At 67.0% G+C, this 18,728-nt stretch carries 21 protein-coding genes; 13 read left to right on the top strand and 8 right to left on the bottom strand.

Annotated features, from left to right (window positions below; translation table 11 throughout):
* Both truB and typA read left to right on the top strand, forming a co-directional pair.
* Entirely contained in the window at window positions 1–966 is a 966-nt protein-coding gene (gene truB / locus ACF8NF_RS26860; RefSeq protein WP_016448882.1) for a tRNA pseudouridine(55) synthase TruB, read from the top strand.
* 23 nt (window positions 967–989) lie between these two features.
* On the top strand, window positions 990–2,819 hold the full coding sequence (gene typA / locus ACF8NF_RS26855; protein ID WP_026062109.1) for a translational GTPase TypA: 1,830 nt from the start codon (window positions 990–992) through the stop codon (window positions 2,817–2,819).
* Window positions 2,820–2,942: 123 nt separating this feature from the next.
* Here typA and ACF8NF_RS26850 read toward each other — a convergent pair whose 3' ends face one another.
* The gene (locus tag ACF8NF_RS26850) at window positions 2,943–3,833 is read right to left on the bottom strand and encodes a LysR family transcriptional regulator (RefSeq protein WP_203399583.1); all 891 of its coding nucleotides are present in this window, start codon (window positions 3,831–3,833) and stop codon (window positions 2,943–2,945) included.
* 83 nt (window positions 3,834–3,916) lie between these two features.
* On the opposite strand from ACF8NF_RS26850, the gene ACF8NF_RS26845 reads away from it, so the two are divergent.
* The 4 genes from ACF8NF_RS26845 to ACF8NF_RS26830 all read left to right on the top strand — a co-directional run bounded on the left by ACF8NF_RS26845 (window position 3,917) and on the right by ACF8NF_RS26830 (window position 7,913).
* Window positions 3,917–5,101, top strand: a complete 1,185-nt coding sequence (locus ACF8NF_RS26845; RefSeq protein ID WP_203399582.1) for a CaiB/BaiF CoA-transferase family protein — start codon at window positions 3,917–3,919, stop codon at window positions 5,099–5,101.
* Between the two features lie 13 nt (window positions 5,102–5,114).
* On the top strand, window positions 5,115–5,612 hold the full coding sequence (locus ACF8NF_RS26840; RefSeq protein WP_047217235.1) for a MaoC family dehydratase: 498 nt from the start codon (window positions 5,115–5,117) through the stop codon (window positions 5,610–5,612).
* Between the two features lie 42 nt (window positions 5,613–5,654).
* Window positions 5,655–6,668, top strand: coding sequence for a tripartite tricarboxylate transporter substrate binding protein (locus tag ACF8NF_RS26835; protein ID WP_203399581.1), 1,014 nt, complete (start codon window positions 5,655–5,657; stop codon window positions 6,666–6,668).
* Window positions 6,669–6,821: 153 nt separating this feature from the next.
* On the top strand, window positions 6,822–7,913 hold the full coding sequence (locus tag ACF8NF_RS26830) for an enoyl-CoA hydratase/isomerase family protein (protein WP_203399580.1): 1,092 nt from the start codon (window positions 6,822–6,824) through the stop codon (window positions 7,911–7,913).
* Window positions 7,914–7,988: 75 nt separating this feature from the next.
* Here ACF8NF_RS26830 and ACF8NF_RS26825 read toward each other — a convergent pair whose 3' ends face one another.
* Window positions 7,989–8,654, bottom strand: a complete 666-nt coding sequence (locus ACF8NF_RS26825; RefSeq protein WP_046240364.1) for a TetR/AcrR family transcriptional regulator — start codon at window positions 8,652–8,654, stop codon at window positions 7,989–7,991.
* 156 nt (window positions 8,655–8,810) lie between these two features.
* Here ACF8NF_RS26825 and ACF8NF_RS26820 point away from each other — a divergent pair, with 156 nt between their 5' ends.
* Window positions 8,811–9,506 carry a DAPG hydrolase family protein gene (locus tag ACF8NF_RS26820; protein ID WP_016448874.1) on the top strand — a complete coding sequence of 232 codons (696 nt, stop codon included), beginning with the start codon at window positions 8,811–8,813 and terminating at the stop codon, window positions 9,504–9,506.
* Window positions 9,507–9,521: 15 nt separating this feature from the next.
* Here ACF8NF_RS26820 and ACF8NF_RS26815 read toward each other — a convergent pair whose 3' ends face one another.
* The 4 genes from ACF8NF_RS26815 to smpB form a co-directional block, all read right to left on the bottom strand.
* Entirely contained in the window at window positions 9,522–10,358 is an 837-nt protein-coding gene (locus tag ACF8NF_RS26815; RefSeq protein WP_392451598.1) for an anti-sigma factor family protein, read from the bottom strand.
* 10 nt (window positions 10,359–10,368) lie between these two features.
* The gene (locus ACF8NF_RS26810; protein ID WP_016448872.1) at window positions 10,369–10,902 is read right to left on the bottom strand and encodes an RNA polymerase sigma factor; all 534 of its coding nucleotides are present in this window, start codon (window positions 10,900–10,902) and stop codon (window positions 10,369–10,371) included.
* A 30-nt stretch (window positions 10,903–10,932) separates the two neighbouring features.
* Complete coding sequence (locus ACF8NF_RS26805; protein ID WP_016448871.1) at window positions 10,933–11,349, bottom strand: hypothetical protein; 417 nt, start codon at window positions 11,347–11,349, stop codon at window positions 10,933–10,935.
* A 109-nt stretch (window positions 11,350–11,458) separates the two neighbouring features.
* Window positions 11,459–11,932 (bottom strand): SsrA-binding protein SmpB, encoded by a 474-nt coding sequence (smpB, locus tag ACF8NF_RS26800; protein WP_016448870.1) that lies wholly within the window; start codon window positions 11,930–11,932, stop codon window positions 11,459–11,461.
* A gap of 168 nt (window positions 11,933–12,100) precedes the next feature.
* Here smpB and ACF8NF_RS26795 point away from each other — a divergent pair, with 168 nt between their 5' ends.
* Both ACF8NF_RS26795 and ACF8NF_RS26790 read left to right on the top strand, forming a co-directional pair.
* The gene (locus tag ACF8NF_RS26795) at window positions 12,101–12,553 is read left to right on the top strand and encodes a type II toxin-antitoxin system RatA family toxin (protein WP_016452375.1); all 453 of its coding nucleotides are present in this window, start codon (window positions 12,101–12,103) and stop codon (window positions 12,551–12,553) included.
* On the top strand, window positions 12,546–12,890 hold the full coding sequence (locus tag ACF8NF_RS26790) for an RnfH family protein (RefSeq protein ID WP_016448868.1): 345 nt from the start codon (window positions 12,546–12,548) through the stop codon (window positions 12,888–12,890). The genes ACF8NF_RS26795 and ACF8NF_RS26790 overlap by 8 nt, the downstream gene beginning before the upstream one ends.
* Window positions 12,891–12,909: 19 nt before the next feature.
* On the opposite strand, the gene ACF8NF_RS26785 is transcribed toward ACF8NF_RS26790, so the two are convergent.
* On the bottom strand, window positions 12,910–13,464 hold the full coding sequence (locus ACF8NF_RS26785; RefSeq protein ID WP_034364364.1) for a DUF4124 domain-containing protein: 555 nt from the start codon (window positions 13,462–13,464) through the stop codon (window positions 12,910–12,912).
* 84 nt (window positions 13,465–13,548) lie between these two features.
* Between ACF8NF_RS26785 and guaB the strand changes: the two genes are divergently transcribed.
* Window positions 13,549–15,024, top strand: coding sequence for an IMP dehydrogenase (gene guaB, locus ACF8NF_RS26780; RefSeq protein WP_013803023.1), 1,476 nt, complete (start codon window positions 13,549–13,551; stop codon window positions 15,022–15,024).
* Between the two features lie 113 nt (window positions 15,025–15,137).
* Here guaB and ilvD read toward each other — a convergent pair whose 3' ends face one another.
* A complete protein-coding gene (ilvD, locus tag ACF8NF_RS26775; protein WP_244386304.1) occupies window positions 15,138–16,832 on the bottom strand; it encodes a dihydroxy-acid dehydratase in 1,695 nt (564 codons plus the stop codon).
* 93 nt (window positions 16,833–16,925) lie between these two features.
* Here ilvD and ACF8NF_RS26770 point away from each other — a divergent pair, with 93 nt between their 5' ends.
* From ACF8NF_RS26770 to ACF8NF_RS26760, 3 genes are all read left to right on the top strand, one after another.
* A complete protein-coding gene (locus ACF8NF_RS26770) occupies window positions 16,926–17,855 on the top strand; it encodes a LysR family transcriptional regulator (protein WP_392451597.1) in 930 nt (309 codons plus the stop codon).
* Between the two features lie 140 nt (window positions 17,856–17,995).
* Window positions 17,996–18,274 carry a type II toxin-antitoxin system Phd/YefM family antitoxin gene (locus ACF8NF_RS26765; RefSeq protein ID WP_012204855.1) on the top strand — a complete coding sequence of 93 codons (279 nt, stop codon included), beginning with the start codon at window positions 17,996–17,998 and terminating at the stop codon, window positions 18,272–18,274.
* Complete coding sequence (locus ACF8NF_RS26760; RefSeq protein ID WP_012204856.1) at window positions 18,271–18,705, top strand: type II toxin-antitoxin system VapC family toxin; 435 nt, start codon at window positions 18,271–18,273, stop codon at window positions 18,703–18,705. Before ACF8NF_RS26765 ends, ACF8NF_RS26760 begins: the two co-directional genes overlap by 4 nt.
* Window positions 18,706–18,728 lie beyond the last annotated feature (23 nt).

Here is an 18,728-nt window from a genome sequence, read left to right as displayed (position 1 = left end):
ATGAACGCGCCACGCACAAGGGTGCAGCGGCGCCCTGTGCATGGGGTGTTGCTGCTCGACAAACCGCTGGAGCTGTCCAGCAACGACGCCTTGCAGAAGGTCAAGTGGTTGCTGCGCGCCGAAAAGGCCGGACACACCGGCACGCTGGACCCGTTGGCCACCGGCGTGCTGCCGCTGTGCTTCGGTGCGGCGACCAAGTTCAGCCAGTTGCAGCTCGAAGCTGCCAAGACCTACGAGGCGATTGCGCGCCTGGGCCAGACCACGACCACGGCCGATGCCGAGGGCGAGGTGCTGCGCGAGCGCGCCATCGATCCCGCCGCCCTCACGGCCGAGCGGCTTGCCGCCGTGCAGGCGCAGTTCACGGGCCCCATCCGCCAGGTGCCGCCCATGTACAGCGCGCTCAAGAAGGACGGCAAGGCTCTTTATGAATATGCGCGTGCCGGCATCGAAGTCGAGCGTCCGGCGCGCGAAGTGACAATCCACGCACTGGAGCTTTCGCTGACGCAAGACAGCCAAGGCCAGCCGGCGATCCGGATGCTGGTGACCTGCAGCAAGGGCACCTATATCCGCACGCTGGCGGAGGACGTGGGAGAGGCCCTGGGCTGCGGCGCGCACCTGCGCGCGCTGCGCCGTATCGACACTGGCGGGCTGGGTGTCGAGCGCTGTATCTCGCTGGAGGCGCTGGCCGCCATGGGCGAGGACGAGCGTCTGCAGCAGTTGCAGCCTGTCGATGCCTTGCTGGCCAGCCACACGGCTGTCACGCTGGGCGAGCAAGATGCGGCCCGTTTTCTCACGGGCCTGCCCCGCAAGGGCGCTTGGGCCGATGCCGAGGCGGTGGCTGTGTATGGCGAAAACCCCCAGGCTCTGCTGGGGGTGGGGCGTGTGGTGCGTGGGGAACTCATCCCCGCCCGCCTGCTCAGTTCACTGGAAATTCAACAGATTTTGGAAGACACGCCGCGCCCATGACGCAGCGGCAATGGGAAAACACTATGAGCAAACAAATCCGCAATATCGCGATCATCGCCCACGTGGACCACGGCAAAACCACCATGGTGGACCAGCTGCTGCGCCAATCCGGAACCTTCGCCGAGCACGAAAAAGTCGTGGACACGGTGATGGACAACAACGCCATCGAACGCGAGCGTGGCATCACCATCCTGGCCAAGAACTGCGCCGTGAGCTGGAACGACACGCACATCAACATCCTCGACACACCCGGCCACGCGGACTTCGGCGGTGAAGTGGAGCGTGCCCTGTCCATGGTCGACGGCGTGGTGCTGCTGATCGACGCGCAGGAAGGCCCCATGCCCCAGACGCGCTTCGTGACCAAGAAGGCACTGGCCCTGGGCCTGAAGCCCATCCTCGTGGTCAACAAGGTGGACAAGCCCGGTGCGCGTCCCGACTACGTGGTCAACGCCGCGTTCGACCTGTTCGACAAGCTGGGTGCCACCGACGAGCAGCTGGACTTCCCCGTGGTGTACGCCTCGGGCATCAACGGCTGGACCTCGCTGGAAGAAGGTGCTCCGGGCGAGCAGTGGGGCCCCGACATGTCGGCCCTGTTCGACACCATCCTGAAGCACGTTCCTTCGGTCAAGGGCGATCCCGCCGCTCCGCTGCAAATGCAGATCTCGGCGCTGGACTACTCCACCTTCGTGGGCCGCATCGGCGTGGGCCGCATCACATCCGGCACGCTCAAGCCTTCGACCGACGTGCTGGTCATGGAAGGTCCTGACGGCAAGAGCTACAAGGGCCGCATCAACCAGGTGCTGAAGTTCCAGGGCATCGACCGCGTGCAGGTGACCGAAGCCGGCCCCAGCGACATCGTGCTGGTCAACGGCATCGCCGACCTGGGCATGGGCGTCACGCTGACCGACCCGCTGAACCCCCGGCCGCTGCCGATGCTCAAGATCGACGAACCCACGCTGACCATGAACTTCTGCGTCAATACCTCGCCGCTGGCAGGTCGTGAAGGCAAGTTCGTGACCAGCCGCCAGATCTGGGACCGCCTGCAAAAGGAACTGCGTTCCAACGTGGCCCTGCGCGTCAAGGAAACCGACGAAGACGGCATCTTCGAAGTGTCGGGCCGCGGCGAACTGCACCTGACCATCCTGCTGGAAGAAATGCGCCGTGAAGGCTACGAGCTGGCCGTGTCCAAGCCCCGCGTGGTCTACCGCGACGTGGACGGCGTGCGCCACGAGCCCATCGAGCTGGTGACGGCCGACATCGAGGAAGGCCACCAGGGTGGCGTGATGCAGGCCCTGGGCGAGCGCAAGGGCGAGCTGGTCAACATGGAGCCCGATGGCCGCGGCCGCGTGCGCCTGGAGTACCGCATTCCTGCGCGTGGCCTGATCGGCTTCACCAACGAATTCCTGAACCTGACCCGTGGTTCCGGCCTGATCTCCAACATCTTCGACAGCTACGAGCCGCACAAGGGCGAAATCGGCGGCCGCAAGAACGGTGTGCTGATCTCCATGGACGAAGGCGAAATCTTCACCTACGCCCTGGGCAAGCTGGACGACCGTGGCCGCATGTTCGTCAAGGCCAACGATCCCGTGTACGAAGGCATGATCATCGGCATCCACAGCCGTGACAACGACCTGGTGGTCAACGCCACGCGTACCAAGCAGCTGACCAACTTCCGCGTGTCCGGCAAGGAAGATGCCATCAAGATCACGCCCCCGATCGACCTGTCGCTGGAATACGCGGTGGAATTCATCGAGGACGACGAGCTGGTGGAAATCACCCCCAAGAGCATCCGCGTGCGCAAGCGCCACCTGTCCGAGAACGAGCGCAAGCGCGCTTCGCGCGCAGGCGCATAAGCGCCGTGGCGCCGAGGGCGCGCGCAAGCCAGCCGGCTTCGCCGCCCTGATTGTCAAAGGCCGCATCCGCGGCCTTTGTCTTTTCTGCGGCGGCTTCTGCCACGCCGTCCGCCAGGCCGTCAGTCAGGCATTCAGCCGCAGCAGCAATTCGCGCAGGCGCTGGCCGGCCGCTGCGCTCTGGTGCGGGTTGAGCGCCAGGGCCAGGCCGATGGGGGGCAGGGTCCCGGCGTCTTGCAGCGTGCGGAACACCACGCCCGGCGTGCTGCCCTTGGCCACGACGGCCGGCACCAGGGCCACGCCCAGGCCCGCGCCCACCAGGCTGACCAGGGTCTGGGCCTGCACCGCATGCTGCTTGACCTGGGGCATGAAGCCCGCGTTCTGGCAGGCCAGTACCACCAGCGCATGCAGGCCGGGCACTTCGCTGGGACGGTAGTTGATGAAGGGCTGGTCGGCCAGATCCCGCAGCCGCAAGGCGGGCCGCTGCAGCAGCGGGTTGCCTTCGGGCAGCACGGCCACCAGTTCGTCCTTTTCCACGGGCGTGATGGACAGCTCGGTGGCCTGCGTCACCGGGTAGCGCAGCAGGCCGGCATCGAAATCGCCGCTGGCCACCTGCGCGCAGATCTCGCGCGTGGTCGATTCGGTCAGCACCAGGTCGATCAGCGGATATTCGCTGCGAAAGGCCTGCACCAGCCGTGGAATCAGCGAGAACGTGGCCGAGCCTATGAAGCCTATGTGCAGCCGGCCGCGCTCGCCACTGGCCGTGGCCTGCGAGACCTCCTGCACCTGGCGCGCATGGTGCAGTGCCAGCTCGGCACTTTCCAGGGCCGCCAGGCCTGCCTCGGTCAGCGCCGTGCCCCGGCGGTCGCGCTGGAACAGCTGCACGCCCAGGCTGTCTTCGAGCCGGCGGATGGATTGGGACAGCGGTGGCTGCGACATGTGCAGCTGCTCGGCCGCCTGCCGGTAGTTGAGCGTGCGGGCCAGGGTGACGAAGTGACGCAGTTGGCGCAGGTCCATTGATATCCACCGTGTATCAGCGATGCTGAATTAAGTCTTAGACGCAACTTCAAAGATATCAAATACTGGCTCCCTGAAGCAACATGGAGACCACAGTGCAGGCTGCGTTGACAGGGATTCGGGTGCTGGATCTGTCCAGCGTGGTGTTCGGGCCGCTGGCCAGCCAGGTGCTGGCCGACTATGGCGCCGAAGTCATCAAGATCGAGCCGCCGGCCGGCGACTCCACGCGCCATACCGGCCCGGCCGTGGAGCCCGGCATGGCAGCCATGTTCATGGGCACCAACCGCAGCAAGAAGAGCGTGGTGCTCGATCTCAAGCAGGACGAGGCGCGCCAGGCCCTGCATGCGCTGCTGGCCACGGCCGATGTGTTCATGCACAGCATGCGCCCGCAGAAGCTGGCCCCGCTGGGCCTGGACCCCGCAACGCTGCGCGAGCGCTATCCGCGCCTGGTCTATGCAGGCCTGCATGGCTTTGGCGAGGACGGCCCCTATGCAGGCATGCCCGCCTATGACGACGTCATCCAGGGCATGAGCGGCCTGGCCGACCTGATGGAGCGCCAGACGGGCGAGGCGCGCTACCTGCCCACCATTGCGGCCGACAAGACCTGCGCCCTGGTGGCCGCGCATGCCGTGCTGGCGGCGCTGTTCCAGCGCGAGCGCAGCGGCCACGGCTGCTTTGTGGAAGTGCCCATGTACGAGACCATGGTGGGCTTCAACCTGGTCGAGCATTTCTACGGCATGCACTTCAGCCCCGCGCTCAGCGGCGCTGGCTACCCGCGCGTGATGGCGCCCTGGCGCAAGCCCTACCGAACGCTGGACGGCCACGTCTGCATGATGCCGTACACCGATGCGCACTGGCAGCGCTTCTTCGCCGCCGTGGGCCAGCCGCAGCTGGCCCTGGATGCGCGCTTTGCCAGCCAGGCCAGCCGCACGGCCCACATTGCCGAGCTGCTGGAGACCGCAGGCGAGTATGTGGCCCTGCACGGCACCCAGCACTGGCTGGACACCTGCCAGCGCCTGGAGATTCCTGCCGCCCCGGTGGCACGCATGGACGATCTGCCTGCCGATCCACACCTGCAGGCCACGGAGTTCTTCGTGCCGCTGCACGACGCCGCCATGGGCACGGTGCACCTGCCTCGCTCCTCCGTGCGCATGGATGGCCGGCAGGCGCCCATGGGCATGCCCCCGCGCCTGGGTGAGCACACGGCGGCGCTGCTGGCCCAGGCGGGCTGGAGCGCCGAGCGCATCGCCGGCCTGCAGACCACGTAACAGGAGACATGAGATGACAGTGAACACCCCGCAGCCCCACCCTGGCGCCGCCTGGAACGCCGTGCCCCGCATGGGCCAGGGCTTTTTCTGGCAGGACCTGCAGGTTGGCCAGCAGCTGCGCACCTTCCGCCGCACCGTGACCGAATCCGACCTGGTCGCCTTCATCAACGTCACCGGCATGCTGGAGGCCATCTTCATCGAGGACGGCTATGACGGCGGCGCCATCGCAGGCCGTCCCGTACCGGGCGCGCTGACCTATACGCTGATCGAAGGCTTCATCCTGCAAAGCATGATCCAGGGCACGGGCCTGGCCATGCTGGAGCTGCACCAGAAGATCCTCGGCCCCGTGCTGGTGGGCGACACCATCGAAGCCCTGGTCGAAGTCACCGCCATCAAGCCCACCTCCAAGGGCAACCGCGCCGTCGTCACCTCGCGCATCGAGGTCTTCAACCAGGGCCACCACAAGGTCATGGAGTACACGGCCGTGCGCCTGCTGGCAGGGCACAGCTAGGCGGACAAAAGAATTCCCATAACGACACCAGGAGACAACAGCATGGACAAGAAAGGCAACAAGGCCGCAGGCAGACAAGGGCGGCGCAGGATGCTGGCCGCCGTGGCGGCCTGCATGGCAGCCGCAGCGGCAGTGCCGGGAGCGGCCCTGGCCCAGCAGCCCTGGCCCAGCAAGCCCATCACGCTGGTCGTGCCTTTCCCGCCGGGCGGGCCCACCGACCTGGTGGCGCGCGTGCTGGCCCAGCAGGTGGGGCAGCAACTGGGCCAGACCGTGATCGTGGACAACCGGCCCGGCGCCAACGGCAACATCGGCAACGCCCTGGTGGCCAAGGCCGCGCCCGATGGCTACACCGTGCTCTACAACACTTCGTCGATTGCGCTGAGCCCGTCGCTCTACAAGAAGATGAGCTACGACGTGAACAAGGACCTGATGCCCGTGGCGCTGACGGCCGTGGTGCCGCTGGGCCTGGTGGTCAACCCCAAGCTGCCGGTGAAGAACGTGCAGGAGTTCGTGCGCCATGCCAGGGACAAGGCGGGCCAGCTGTCCTATGGTTCGGCCGGCAACGGCAATGTCACGCACCTGGCGGCCTTCCAGGTCGTGCAGCACTACCAGATCGAGGCCAGCCACGTGCCCTACAAGGGCAGCGCGCCGGCCGACGTGGATCTGGTGGCCGGGCAGATCGACTTCATGACCGACACCATCAATTCCGTCGCACCCTTCATCAAGGAGGGGCGGCTCAAGCTGCTGGCCGTGAGTTCCTCCAAGCGCCTGCCCAACTTCCCCGATGCACCCACGCTGGCCGAAAGCGGCATGTCCGGCTTCGAGGCCGGGGCCTGGCAGGGCGTGATGGTGCCCGCGAAGACGCCAGCCGCCATCATCCAGCGGCTCAACCAGGAGCTGATGCGCGCGCTCAAGGACCCGGGCGTGGTCGAGAAGCTGCAGCTGCAGGGCGCCGAAGGACTGGGCTCCACCCCCGAGGAATACGGCGCCTACATCCGCAGCGAGATCAAGCGCTGGGCCGGCGTGGTCAAGAGCACGGGTGTCTCTCTGGACTGAGTGCGCTGCGGTGCGCGGCGGCTGCCCGCCCTGTCGTGCACTTGCGCAAATTGGCACCTGTTTGTCAGGGGTGGGCGCGGATTTTCAGCTATGGTTGCGGCTCATCGCCCCGGGCTGCCGGGGCAGGGCATGCATAGCAACAAGGAGCAAGATATGACGGGAGCTGCCGGCGAAGTCCTCAGCGAAGTGCGGGGCCGCATTGGCATGATCACCTTGAACCGGGCCAAGGCGCTGAACGCGCTGTCGCTGGGCATGGTGCGCGATCTGCTGGCCACCCTGCTGGCCTGGCAAAAGGACGATCAGGTGCTGGCCGTGGCCATCCGCGGCATGGGCAAGGAAGGGGCCTTCGGCGCCTTCTGCGCGGGCGGCGACATCCGTTTTCTGCACGGCGCAGGCAGCACGGGCAATCCCCAGCTGGAGGACTTCTTCACCGAGGAGTACGCGCTCAACCACCTGATCCACACCTTCGGCAAGCCCTACATCGCCTTCATGGACGGCATCGTCATGGGCGGCGGCATGGGCATCAGCCAGGGCGGCACGCTGCGCATCGTCACCGAGCGCACCAAGATGGCCATGCCCGAGACGGCCATCGGCCTGTTCCCCGATGTGGGTGGCGGCTACTTCCTATCGCGCTGCCCCGGTCACGCGGGTGAGTGGCTGGCGCTGACGGGCGACGTGATCGGCGCGGCCGACGCGCTGGACTTCGGCCTGGCCGATGGCTATCTGCCCTCGGACCAGCAGCCTGCGCTGTGGGATGCCCTGGCCGCCGGCAGCTTTGCCGATGCAGCGGCCGTCGAGGCCCTGGTGAAGTCGAAGTTCACGGCCCCGGCCAAGCCAGCGGCCCAGCCCCGCGCCGAGATCGACCGCGTGTTTGCCCTGCCCACGGTGGCTGCCATGGTGCAGGCACTGGAAGCGGCGGATGGCGAGTGGGCGCAGCACACGGCAGCCACGCTGCGCAAGCGCTCGCCGCTGATGCTGCACGTGGTGCTGGAGCAGATTCGCCGCGCACGCGGCATGACACTGGCCCAGGACCTGCGCATGGAGCGCGACATGGTGCGCCACTGCTTTTACCTGCGCCCCGGCCAGAGCGAGACCATCGAAGGCATTCGCGCCCTGGCCGTGGACAAGGACCACCAACCGCGCTGGAACCCCGCGCGCATCGAAGACGTGCAGGACGCGCAATGGCGTGCCTTCTTCGACAGCCCCTGGCCCGCGCACTCGCACCCGCTGGCGGCGCTGGACTGATCGCGCGGCGGTTGCCCAAACCTCCAAGGGTTCAAAAGGCCATCCGGCACCGCGCCGGATGGCCTTTTTTTCGGTTCAGCGATCAGCGGGCTCCATGCGGCAGGAATGGCCTGCCAGCAGCCGTACCGCGTCGTCAATGCGCGGGCCCGGATCCCATTCGGGCACGGGCGGCGTCAGGCCCAGGGCCATCTGCCGCAACGGCTCGGCAATGGCCATGGACAGCAACAGGTCGCAGATGACATCGGGCTGCTCTGCCCTGAGCAACCCCTTCGCGCACTGGCGCCGCAGCCAGTCCACCAGCATGCCGCGGCCGCGCTCTATGCCGTTGCGCTGGTAGACCTCCAGCAACTCGGGCTTGGCGGGGAAATCGGTGGTGAGCAGGCGGAACATCCCCACCGCCTCGGCCGACAGCACGCGCGCGGCAATCACGCGCAGGATCTCGGCCAGCGCCGGAGCCACCTCTGAGGCCGACTGCGCATCGGCCGACAGGGCGGGGCGGAAACCGTCGGTCCAGCTGCGCACCACCAGGGCCACCAGATCCTCGCGGTTGGCGGCAAAGCGGTAGAGCGTCTTCTTGGCCAGCCCCGCGCGCCTGGCCACGGCTTCCATGGTGGTGGCGGCATAGCCTTCGTTGAGCAAGAGCCAGGTGGCGGCGGCCAGGGCGGCATCGTTGGCCTCGTGCTCGGGCCGGGCCGGCCGCCCGCGCGGCCTGGGGGCCGCAGGAGTGATTTCGGATTCCATTGGATTTCTTGTCGTTCCGTTCGGTGTTGTGCAGGGTCGTGCCTGGTTGTGCAGCATTTTGTTACCCGGCTGGGATTATCCGATTGTTTGGAAACGTTGTTCGTTTCTTTAATATAAGATGGCTTTTCCTCATCAACCCAGGAACGGAAAACACCCATGAACTCCCATGCCTTCGAGCCCGACATTTCCCGCATCGACGAGCTGCTGCACATCACGCCGCTGCGGCTGGAGACGGGAATCCAGCGCCTGCCCAGCGGCTGTCTGGTGGTGGCCTGCCGTACCGACCTGCACGGCTGCAGCGGCCGCATGCTGGACTGGTGGTTCAAGTTCTTCGAGACCACGCAGCACATCAAGTGGTGGCATCCGCATGACCACATCGCACATCGCGGCTGGGATGCGCAATGGAAGAAGGGCGAGAGCTACATAGGCGCCTCCATCGAGGCCGTGGAGTCCCTGGCCGATATTCCGCCCGTGGCGGCCAGGCTCAAGTTCCACGATCCGCGCGAGCTGTTCGACCCTGCGCAGCTGGAGCTGGCCTTTGCCGAAAAACGCGCATCGGCCGCCGTCTATGCACGCATCGGCTTCGGCGAGCATGTGCAGCTGGATGCCAGCGGGGACCCGATGGACGGGCAGATGGTGCACCTGGCGCGCGATACGCCCTTTGGATGCGTGCTGCGCAGCCGCTTCCTGCTGGGGCAGTCCTGCACGGACCCGGCGGCCGAGCTGCCCGACGCGCTGGGCCTGGGCCTGCTGCGCCACTGCTACACGGAGTTCACCTACCTGTCGCGCTTCCTGCCCTCGCTGTACTACGGCGAACATGGCAACGGCGAGGCGGCGCCGCTGCCCTGGTAGCCGTGGCCCCAGGCTTCAAAGCTGCTGGTGCACGGCCGTGGCCAGCTGCAGCAGCCGGTTGCGCGGCAGGGCGCCGCTGAGGGCATAGCCAAAGCCCTGGTCCACCCAGTAGAAGCTGGGCACGGGGCCGTCGCTGCTGAAGCGAAAGGCGGTCTCGCCACGCGTGGCCGGGTCCTCCAGCGCGCCCAGATACAGGGTGATGCGCTCGCCGGCCGCATCCTGGTACATGAACTGGGCGCGTGCGCCGCTGTCGCCGGGCAGCAGCCGGCCGCCTACCAGCTCATAGCCCAGTTCCGTGAGGGCTGGCAGCTTCAGCGGCCGGCCCAGCCGCTTGGAAAGCCATTGCAGCAAATGGGCCTGTTGCGCTGCCTCGACCTCGACCGGGTGGCGCTGCTCGGGCTGGTAGACCGCGTGGGCGACTGCTGCCTGATGGGCGAAGCGGGCAGGTGCGGCAGCGGCCAGCGTGTCCGCCGTTGAGGGTGCCGCAGGCGCTGCCTGCTGCCCGTGCACCAGCCAGCCCAGGCCGAAGGCCAGCAGCCAGCCTGCGGCCATGCCGCCCCAGCGCCACCATTGCTGCTGGCGCTGTTGCAGGCCCTGCAGCTGCTCGGCGGCGGCGCGCATTTCATCGGGCATGGGCGGTTCGCTGCGGGCGCCGTGCAGGGCGCGCAGCAGCTGCCGCTGGCGATGCCATTGCTCCACGCGTGCTGCGCTGTCTGCATCCAGCTGCTCGCGCAGCGCCTGTGCCTGTGGGGCCGGCAGGCGGTCATCGACCAGGGCATGCAGCTGCTCGTCGGGGATGGCCGTGGCAGCCGAGACACAGGAGGAGGGGGAGGTGGGGGCGGGGGCAGTCATGGCGGCCTCGTCATTTGAGCCGGCGCAGCGACGGGGCTGCGGCTTGGGGTGCAGCAGTCTGGGCGGGCGAAGCTGCGGGCGGCGCCTCCATCAGCTCGCGCAACCGGGAGCGTGCGCGCGACAGGCGCGACATCACGGTGCCCAGGGGCAGCTGCAGCACGCGCGCCGTGTCGGCATAGCTCATGTCCTCCACGCTGACCAGCAGCAGCACGGCCCGCTGCTCGGCGGGCAGGCGCTGCAGGCAGCGCTCCAGGTCCAGGGCAGCGTCGCTGCTGTCCTCGGGCGCTGCCAGGGACTCGGACAGGCTGTCGATGTCCAGCCACTGCCCTCGTGCGGCAGAGCGCCGCTGGTTCAGGTAGAGGTTGTGCATCAGGGTGAACAGCCAGGCGCGCAGATCGCCATCGGAGCGCCACAGCAGCCATTTGCGGCAGGCGCGTTCCAGCGTGTCCTGCACCAGGTCGTCGGCTGCCCAGGCATCGCCTGCCAGCAGCCGCGCGTAGCGGCGCAGGCCGGGCAGGTGCTCCAGGATCTGGCTGCGGTCCATGGGCAGGTCCGATCGCGCAGGGGGCCGGACTCAGGGGCGTGCGGTATGCCAGACGCCCATGACGCCGTCGCCCGTGGTATCGCCGGCCTTGCCGTCCTTCACCCAGTAGTACAGGGGCTTGCCCTTGTAGGCGATCTGGCTGCTGCCATCGTCGCGCTGGATCACGCTGTAGTTGCCGCCAGAGGGCGCCTGCTTGCCCATCAGGGGCGGCCAGTTGGTCGCGCAGGGGCCATTGCAGACGGACTTGCCACTGCCGGCCGTGTCCTTGTCGAAGGTATAGAGCGTCATGCCGTTGGCGCCGACCAGAATGCCGTTTTGCACGCTGACCGCACTGGGCGGCGTCTGGCCAGAGGCGTTGGCCGCAGGCGCGGAATAGCAGCCTGCCAGGGCCAATGTCAGGGCTGCCGTGAAGGCACAGGTACCAAGTTTCATGCCGAGCTTCTTCATCGCTGTCTCCGGTGCTTGCCGGCGCGCGAAATTGCGGCCGGACACTGCAATGAACACTGGGCCGTGCCGGTTTATTCCGCAGCAGTGCAAAAAAAGCTGCGGATGCCCGTCAACGGTTGAAGCTCTTCATGGCGCGCTCGACCTCGCGCTTGCCTTCGCGGTCCTTGATCACGTCGCGCTTGTCGTGCTCGGCCTTGCCCTTGGCCAGGGCAATGTCGCATTTGACATAGCCGTTCTTCCAGTGAAGGTTGATGGGCACCAGGGTGAAGCCCTTTTGCTCCACCTTGCCGATCAGGCGCAGGATGTCGTCCTTCTTGAGCAGCAGTTTCTTGATGCGCGCCGCGTCGGGGTTGACGTGGGTGGAGGCGGTCTTGAGCGGGTTGATCTGGCAGCCGAGCAGGAACAGCTCGCCGTCCTTGACGATGACGTAGCCGTCCGTCAACTGCACCTTGCCGCTGCGCAGTGCCTTCACTTCCCAGCCGTGCAGCACGATGCCGGCCTCGAAGCGTTCCTCGAAGAAGTAGTTGAATGCGGCTTTTTTGTTGTCGGCGATGCGCGACTGTGTTTCAGGTTTCTTGGCCATGGAGTAATAGATGCGGCGAAAACCTGGAGATGAAAGGTCTCCCTACAATACTGGATTGCCGTCTTCCCGCCGTGCGGGATTTTAGTTTCGCCTTGCCGTCATTGTGACAGCCGGCTGTGCCATGGCGGCGCTGCCGGTGTTTTGCATGCCGTGCAGCCCGCCCCATTCATGAAAAAAGTCAACAAGTCCGTCCTGATCTGGTACAGCCCCCAAGAAATGTTTGCCCTGGTGACGGACGTGGCCCACTATGCCGACTTCCTTCCCTGGTGCGATCAGGCCAGGGTGCTGGAGCAGGACGAGCAGGGCATGACGGCCGAGGTGGGCATTGCATTCGGCGGCATGCGCAAGTCCTTCGTCACGCGCAACACGCACAGCGTGCTCGACGATGGCGGGCGCCAGGTCAGCATCCGCCTGATCAAGGGGCCGTTCTCGCGGCTGGAGGGCCACTGGATGTTCCGCCCCGTGGGCGACGGATCGCAGCGCGCCTGCCGTGTCGAACTGCAACTGGACTACGGTTTCGACAACATGGCCCTGGCCGCCGTGGTCGGCCCGGTGTTCGACCGCATTGCAGGCTCCATGGTCGATGCCTTCATCAAGCGTGCCGAGCAGGTCTATGGCTGAGCCCCAGCCCGCTGTGCGCATCACGCTGGCCTGCAGTGCGCGCGCCGGCGAAGTCGTCGAGCTGTTTCTGCAATTGCCGGCCGGTGCCACGATTGCCGATGCGGTGGCGGCGGCGGGCGGCTGGCAGGCGCTGGGCTTTGCGCAGGCCGGGCCGGCAGGCCTGTGGGGCCGCAGCGCGCCTTTGACGCAAGCCCTGCGCGACGGTGACCGAGTGGAGCTGTACCGGCCCTTGACCGTGGACCCCAAGGTGGCGCGCCGCGAGCGTTTCGCACGCCAGGGCGCTCGGGCCACGGGGCTGTTCCAGCGCCAGAGGCCTGGAGCCAAGGCCGGCTACTGAGCCGGCCCGGATTCGGCGATCAGCGCATTGCGCCGCAATCGGAGGCGATGATGGCGTCGGCGCGCTTGAGTTCCGCATCGCGCGTGGCGTCGTCCATGAAGCCGCGCTCGCCCTGCTCATTCGTGTAGCCCAGCAGGCGGCCCGAAGACAGCGCGGTCTTGGACTGCTTGGCGCGTGCGCAGTTGTCCTGGCGCTGCTTGGCAATCCGTTCCTTTTCCGCCTTGGCCTTGGCGGCCTCCTGGGCTTCGGCCTTGCGCTTTTGTTCTTCCAGGGCCTTGTCGGTGCCTGCGGGCTTGGTGTCCTTGGCGGCTGCGGCAGGTGCTGCCGGTGCCGCGGCGTCCGCCGCAGGCGCCGTGCCTGCATCCGCAGCTGCCGCAGCGGCGGAGGGCGCGGCGGCAGGCGGCGGTGTGCTGCCGCCAGGCTGGCGCAGGATGTTCTTGGCGGGAATGTCAGGAGGCGGTGCGCGGTCGCTGAAGACCTTGCGGCCTGTGGCGTCGACCCATTGCCACTGGGCGGCTGCGGGCAGCGAACAGGCGGCAAGCGTGACTAGCAAAACAAGCTTGATGGCGTGCATGGTGAGTTGGGGATCGGGCCGAATGGCCTACAGCATACATTGTGATCCGGCGCACGGGTACAATCCTTCTTTTGGAGCTCTCACATGCGCCTTCTCGGTAAAGCCCTGACCTTCGACGACGTCCTTCTGGTCCCCGCTTTCTCCCAGGTCCTGCCCAAGGACACTTCGCTCAAGACGCGCTTTTCGCGCAACATCTCCCTGAACATTCCCCTTGTGTCCGCCGCCATGGACACCGTGACCGAGGCGCGTCTGGCCATTGCCATCGCGCAAGAGGGCGGTATCGGCGTCATCCACAAGAACATGACGGCCGAGCAGCAGGCCGCCGAAGTGTCCAAGGTCAAGCGCCACGAATCCGGCGTGGTGCACGACCCCGTGGTCATCACCCCCGAGCACACCGTGCTGCAGGTGCTGCAGCTGTCCGAGAACCTCGGCATCTCGGGCTTTCCCGTCTGCGACGGCGGCAAGGTGGTGGGCATCGTCACCAGCCGCGACCTGCGCTTCGAGACCCGCTACGACGTCAAGGTCAGCCAGATCATGACGCCGCGCGAGCGCCTGATCACCGTCAACGAGAAGGACGGCACCACGCCCGTGGAAGCCAAGGCCCTGCTCAACAAGCACAAGCTCGAACGCATCCTGGTCGTGAACGACGCCTTTGAACTCAAGGGCCTGATCACCGTCAAGGACATCACCAAGCAGACCACCTTCCCCAACGCAGCGCGTGACAGCGCAGGCCGCCTGCGCGTGGCCGCCGCCGTGGGCGTGGGCGAGGGCACCGAGCAGCGCGTGGAGCTGCTGGTCAAGGCCGGCGTCGATGCACTGGTGGTGGACACGGCCCACGGCCACAGCAAGGGCGTGATCGACCGCGTGCGCTGGGTCAAGCAGAACTACCCGCAGGTGGACGTCATCGGCGGCAACATCGCCACCGGCGCCGCTGCGCTGGCACTGGCCGAGGCAGGCGCCGACGCCGTGAAGGTCGGCATCGGCCCCGGCTCCATCTGCACCACGCGCATCGTCGCCGGTGTGGGCGTGCCCCAGATCATGGCCATCGACAGCGTGGCCCAGGCCCTGCAAGGCACGGGCGTGCCGCTGATCGCCGACGGCGGCATCCGCTTCTCGGGCGACATCGCCAAGGCCCTGGCCGCTGGCGCCTCGACCATCATGATGGGCGGCATGTTCGCCGGCACCGAAGAGGCTCCGGGCGAAGTCATCCTGTACCAGGGCCGTTCGTACAAGAGCTATCGCGGCATGGGCTCCATCGGCGCCATGCAGCAGGGCTCGGCCGACCGCTACTTCCAGGAATCGAGCACCGGCAATCCCAACGCCGACAAGCTCGTGCCCGAAGGCATCGAAGGCCGCGTGCCCTACAAGGGCTCCATGGTCTCCATCGTCTACCAGATGGCCGGCGGCGTGCGCGCTGCCATGGGCTACTGCGGCTGCGCCACCATCGAAGAGATGAACAACACGGCCGAGTTCGTGGAGATCACCGCCGCAGGCATCCGTGAATCGCACGTGCATGATGTGCAGATCACCAAGGAAGCGCCCAACTACCGCGCCGACTGATCCAGGTCCAGCGCCTTGGCGCGAGATGGAAAAGAGGTCCGGGCAGCCGCTGCCCGGACCTCTTTTTTTCGTGCGCTCACGAAGCTCAGATGGTGAAGCTCAGATGACGACGCTCAAATGGCGAAGTTGTCCAGCACCGCGCCCGAGCTGGCGCTCGATGCGTTGAACGCGAACTTGGCCTGCACGCCCCGCGTGTAGCGTGGCGCGGGGGCCTTCCATGCCGCACGGCGCTGGGCGAGCACGTCTTCGGGCACGTTCAGCTGCAGCTGCAATGCGTGCGCGTCGATGGTGATCGAGTCGCCCTCGTGCACCAGCGCGATGGTGCCGCCCACGGCCGCTTCCGGCGCCACGTGGCCGACCACCATGCCCCAGGTGCCGCCGGAGAAGCGGCCATCGGTGATCAGGCCCACGCTCTCGCCCAGGCCGGCGCCGATCAGGGCGCCCGTGGGGGCCAGCATTTCCGGCATGCCGGGGCCGCCCTTGGGGCCCAGGTAGCGCAGCACCATCACGTCGCCGGCCTGTATCCTGCCGTCGAGGATGGCCGCCAGTGCCGATTGCTCATCGTTGAACACGCGTGCCGGGCCGGTGATGACCGGGTTCTTCAGGCCCGTGATCTTGGCCACCGCACCTTCCGGGCTCAGGTTGCCCTTGAGGATGGCCAGGTGGCCCTGCGGGTAGAGCGCATCCGAGAGGGGGCGGATGACCTGGGGGTTGGGCGGTTCGTCAGGCACGCCGGCCAGGGTCTCGGCGATGGTCTTGCCCGAGATGGTGATGCAGTCGCCGTGCAGCAGGCCCGCATTCAGCAGGATCTTCATCACCTGCGGGATGCCGCCCGCCTGATGCAGGTCCACCGCCAGGTATCTGCCGCTGGGCTTGAGATCGCACAGCACCGGCACCCGCTGGCGGATGCGCTCGAAGTCGTCGATGGACCAGGGCACGCCGGCCGCATGGGCGATCGCGAGAAAGTGCAGCACGGCATTGGTGGAGCCTCCGGTCGCCATGATCACCGAGACCGCGTTCTCGATGGACTTGCGCGTCACGATGTCGCGCGGCTTGAGGTCCATCTTGATGGCCTCGATCAGCACCCTGGCGGATTCCTTGGCCGAGTTCTCCTTTTCATCATGGGGATTGGCCATGGTGGAGGAGTAGGGCAGGCTCATGCCCAGCGCCTCGAACGCGCTGGACATGGTGTTGGCGGTGTACATGCCGCCGCACGAGCCCGTGCCGGGAATGGCGTGCTGCTCGATGTCCTTGAGCTCCTGGTCGCTGATCTTTCCCGCGGCGTTCTCGCCGACGGCCTCGAACACGCTGACGATGTTCAGGTCCCGGCCTTTCCACCTGCCGGGCAGGATGGTGCCGCCGTAGACATAGATGGCCGGCACATTGGCGCGCAGCATGCCCATCATGCCGCCCGGCATGTTCTTGTCGCAGCCGCCGACCACCAGCACGCCATCCATCCACTGGCCGCCCACGCAGGTCTCTATGCAGTCGGCGATCACCTCGCGGCTGACCAGCGAGTACTTCATGCCTTCCGTGCCCATGGACATGCCGTCCGAGATGGTCGGCGTGCCGAACACCTGCGCGTTGCCGCCGGCCTCCTCGATGCCTGCGATGGCCGCGTCCGCCAGCCTTTGCAAGCCGGAGTTGCACGGCGTGATCGTGCTGTGGCCGTTGGCCACGCCGACCATGGGCTTCTTGAAATCCTCTTCCTTGTAGCCCATGCCGTAGAACATGGAGCGGTTGGCTGCGCGCGCCTTGCCTTCGGTGATGTGGGCGCTTCGGCGGTTGATCTGGTTCGGCGGGGTCATGGCATGTCTCTCGTTGTGGGGGTTGGATGAGTATGGGCCGACTGATTCATCTGATCCAATCCTATTCATCGGCATGATTGATATGCTGCGCATATGAATGAGCCCCCCATTGATCTGCGCGTCTGGCGGCAATTCCTGGCCGTGGCGGACGAGCTGCACTTCGGCCGCGCCGCATCGCGCCTGCACATGACGCAGCCGCCGCTCACCCAGGCCATCGCCCAGCTGGAGCGCAGCCTGGACGTGGCGCTGTTCGAGCGCTCGAGCCGCCACGTCGCGCTGACGCCGGCCGGCGAGGCGCTTGTGCCGCAGGTGCGTGAGCTTCTGGCGCGGGCGGCAGCGCTGCCCGGGATTGCGCGGGCTGCGGCAGCGGGAGAAGTGGGGCGCGTGCGGCTGGCCTTTGTCTCCACCATCGGCTTCACCCGGCTGCCGCTGTGGGTGCGGGACTTCGTGGCAGGCACGCCAGGTGTGGCGCTGGAGCTGGTCGAGGCCACCAGCGATGTGCAGATGGAAGCCTTTGAGCGCGGGCAGATCGATGCCGGACTGATGTTGCATGCCCCCGGGCATGCGCCGGCCGGCCTGGAGCGCCTGGCCGTGGGACGGGAAGCCATGGTGCTGGCCCTGCCGCAGCAGCATGCGCTTGCCGGTGCGGACCGGCTGATGCTCGACGAAGTGCTGGAGCAGCCGCTGGTGATCTTTCCGCGCCGCATCATGCCCTCGCTCCATGACGCGGTGACGGATCTGTACCGACGGCACGGACATGTGCCGCGCATCGCGCAGCAGGCGATACAGATGCAGACCATCGTGAACCTGGTCTGGGGCGGCATCGGCCTGGCCTGGGTGCCCGCCAGCGTGATGCAGTTCTGCAGGCCCGGCGTGGTCTACCGCGAGGCGGTTTTCGCCAGCGCCCGTGCAGGCAGCAAACCCGTTGCCCTGCCGGTCTGCGAGACCAGCCTGGCCTGGCCTGCCGGAGCCATGTCGCCCGCGCTGGCGCGGTTTGTCGGCTTCGTGCACGAACAGCATTGAGTGGGGCGCGCCAGCAGGCAGCAGAGGCCAATGCCTGGAATATCCGCAAGGTTCTGGTCTGAATTTTTGGAAATTCTGGCCAGAATGATAGAATTCGGGCCAGGCCGGATACCAGGCCTGCTTTTGTTTTCAGCCCCGCCATGCAATCTGTCGGCATCTACGAAGCCAAGACCCGTTTCTCCGCCCTGATCGAACTTGTCGAGCAGGGCGAGGAAGTGCGCATCACCCGCCACGGCAAGGAAGTGGTGCGCATGCTACCGGTGCGCCGCCGCCCCGTGATCACCGACGAGCAGATCGCCCGCGAGCTGGAGCAGATGCAGGCGCTGCAGGCCACGGTGCGGCCAGCCCAGCCGGCCCAGTCGGCACAGGCGCCGGACTCCACCACCCGACTGCGCCACGCAGGCCGGAGCCAGGCATGACCTCCTTCGTGCTCGATGCCTCCGTCACCGCCGCCTGGCTGCTGCCCGATGCCGCCAGCGTGCACACCCAGCGCCTGTATACCCGCATCCGCCGCCATGAAGTGGACCCGCAGGCGCCCAACCTCTGGCAGTGGGAATGCGGCAACCTGATCGCCTCGGGCGTGCACGGCGGCCGCATTCCGCACAGCTCGGTCGAAGGCCTGTGGGGCGTGCTCGAGGCCATCCGCCACCGCGTGGAGCTGCACGAGCTGGCGCCCGCCCAGCACAAGGCCGTGCTCGACGTGGCGCTGGACACCCGCCTGCCGGTCTATGACGCGGCCTACCTGTGGCTGGCGCAGTCGCTGCGCCTGCCGCTGGCCACCTTTGACGCGGCCCAGGCCGCCGCCGCCCGCAAGCGCGGGCTGGCGCTGTTGGCCCCTGAAGATTTCTGATCCCCTCCCATCACCTTTGCCTG

The sequence above is a fragment of the Delftia sp. WSY_22 genome (assembly GCF_043104185.1).
Taxonomy (GTDB): Bacteria; Pseudomonadota; Gammaproteobacteria; order Burkholderiales; family Burkholderiaceae_C; genus Comamonas; species Comamonas tsuruhatensis.
The sequence above is the reverse complement of the archived record's forward strand: the minus strand, read 5'-3'. Positions and strand labels throughout refer to the sequence as shown.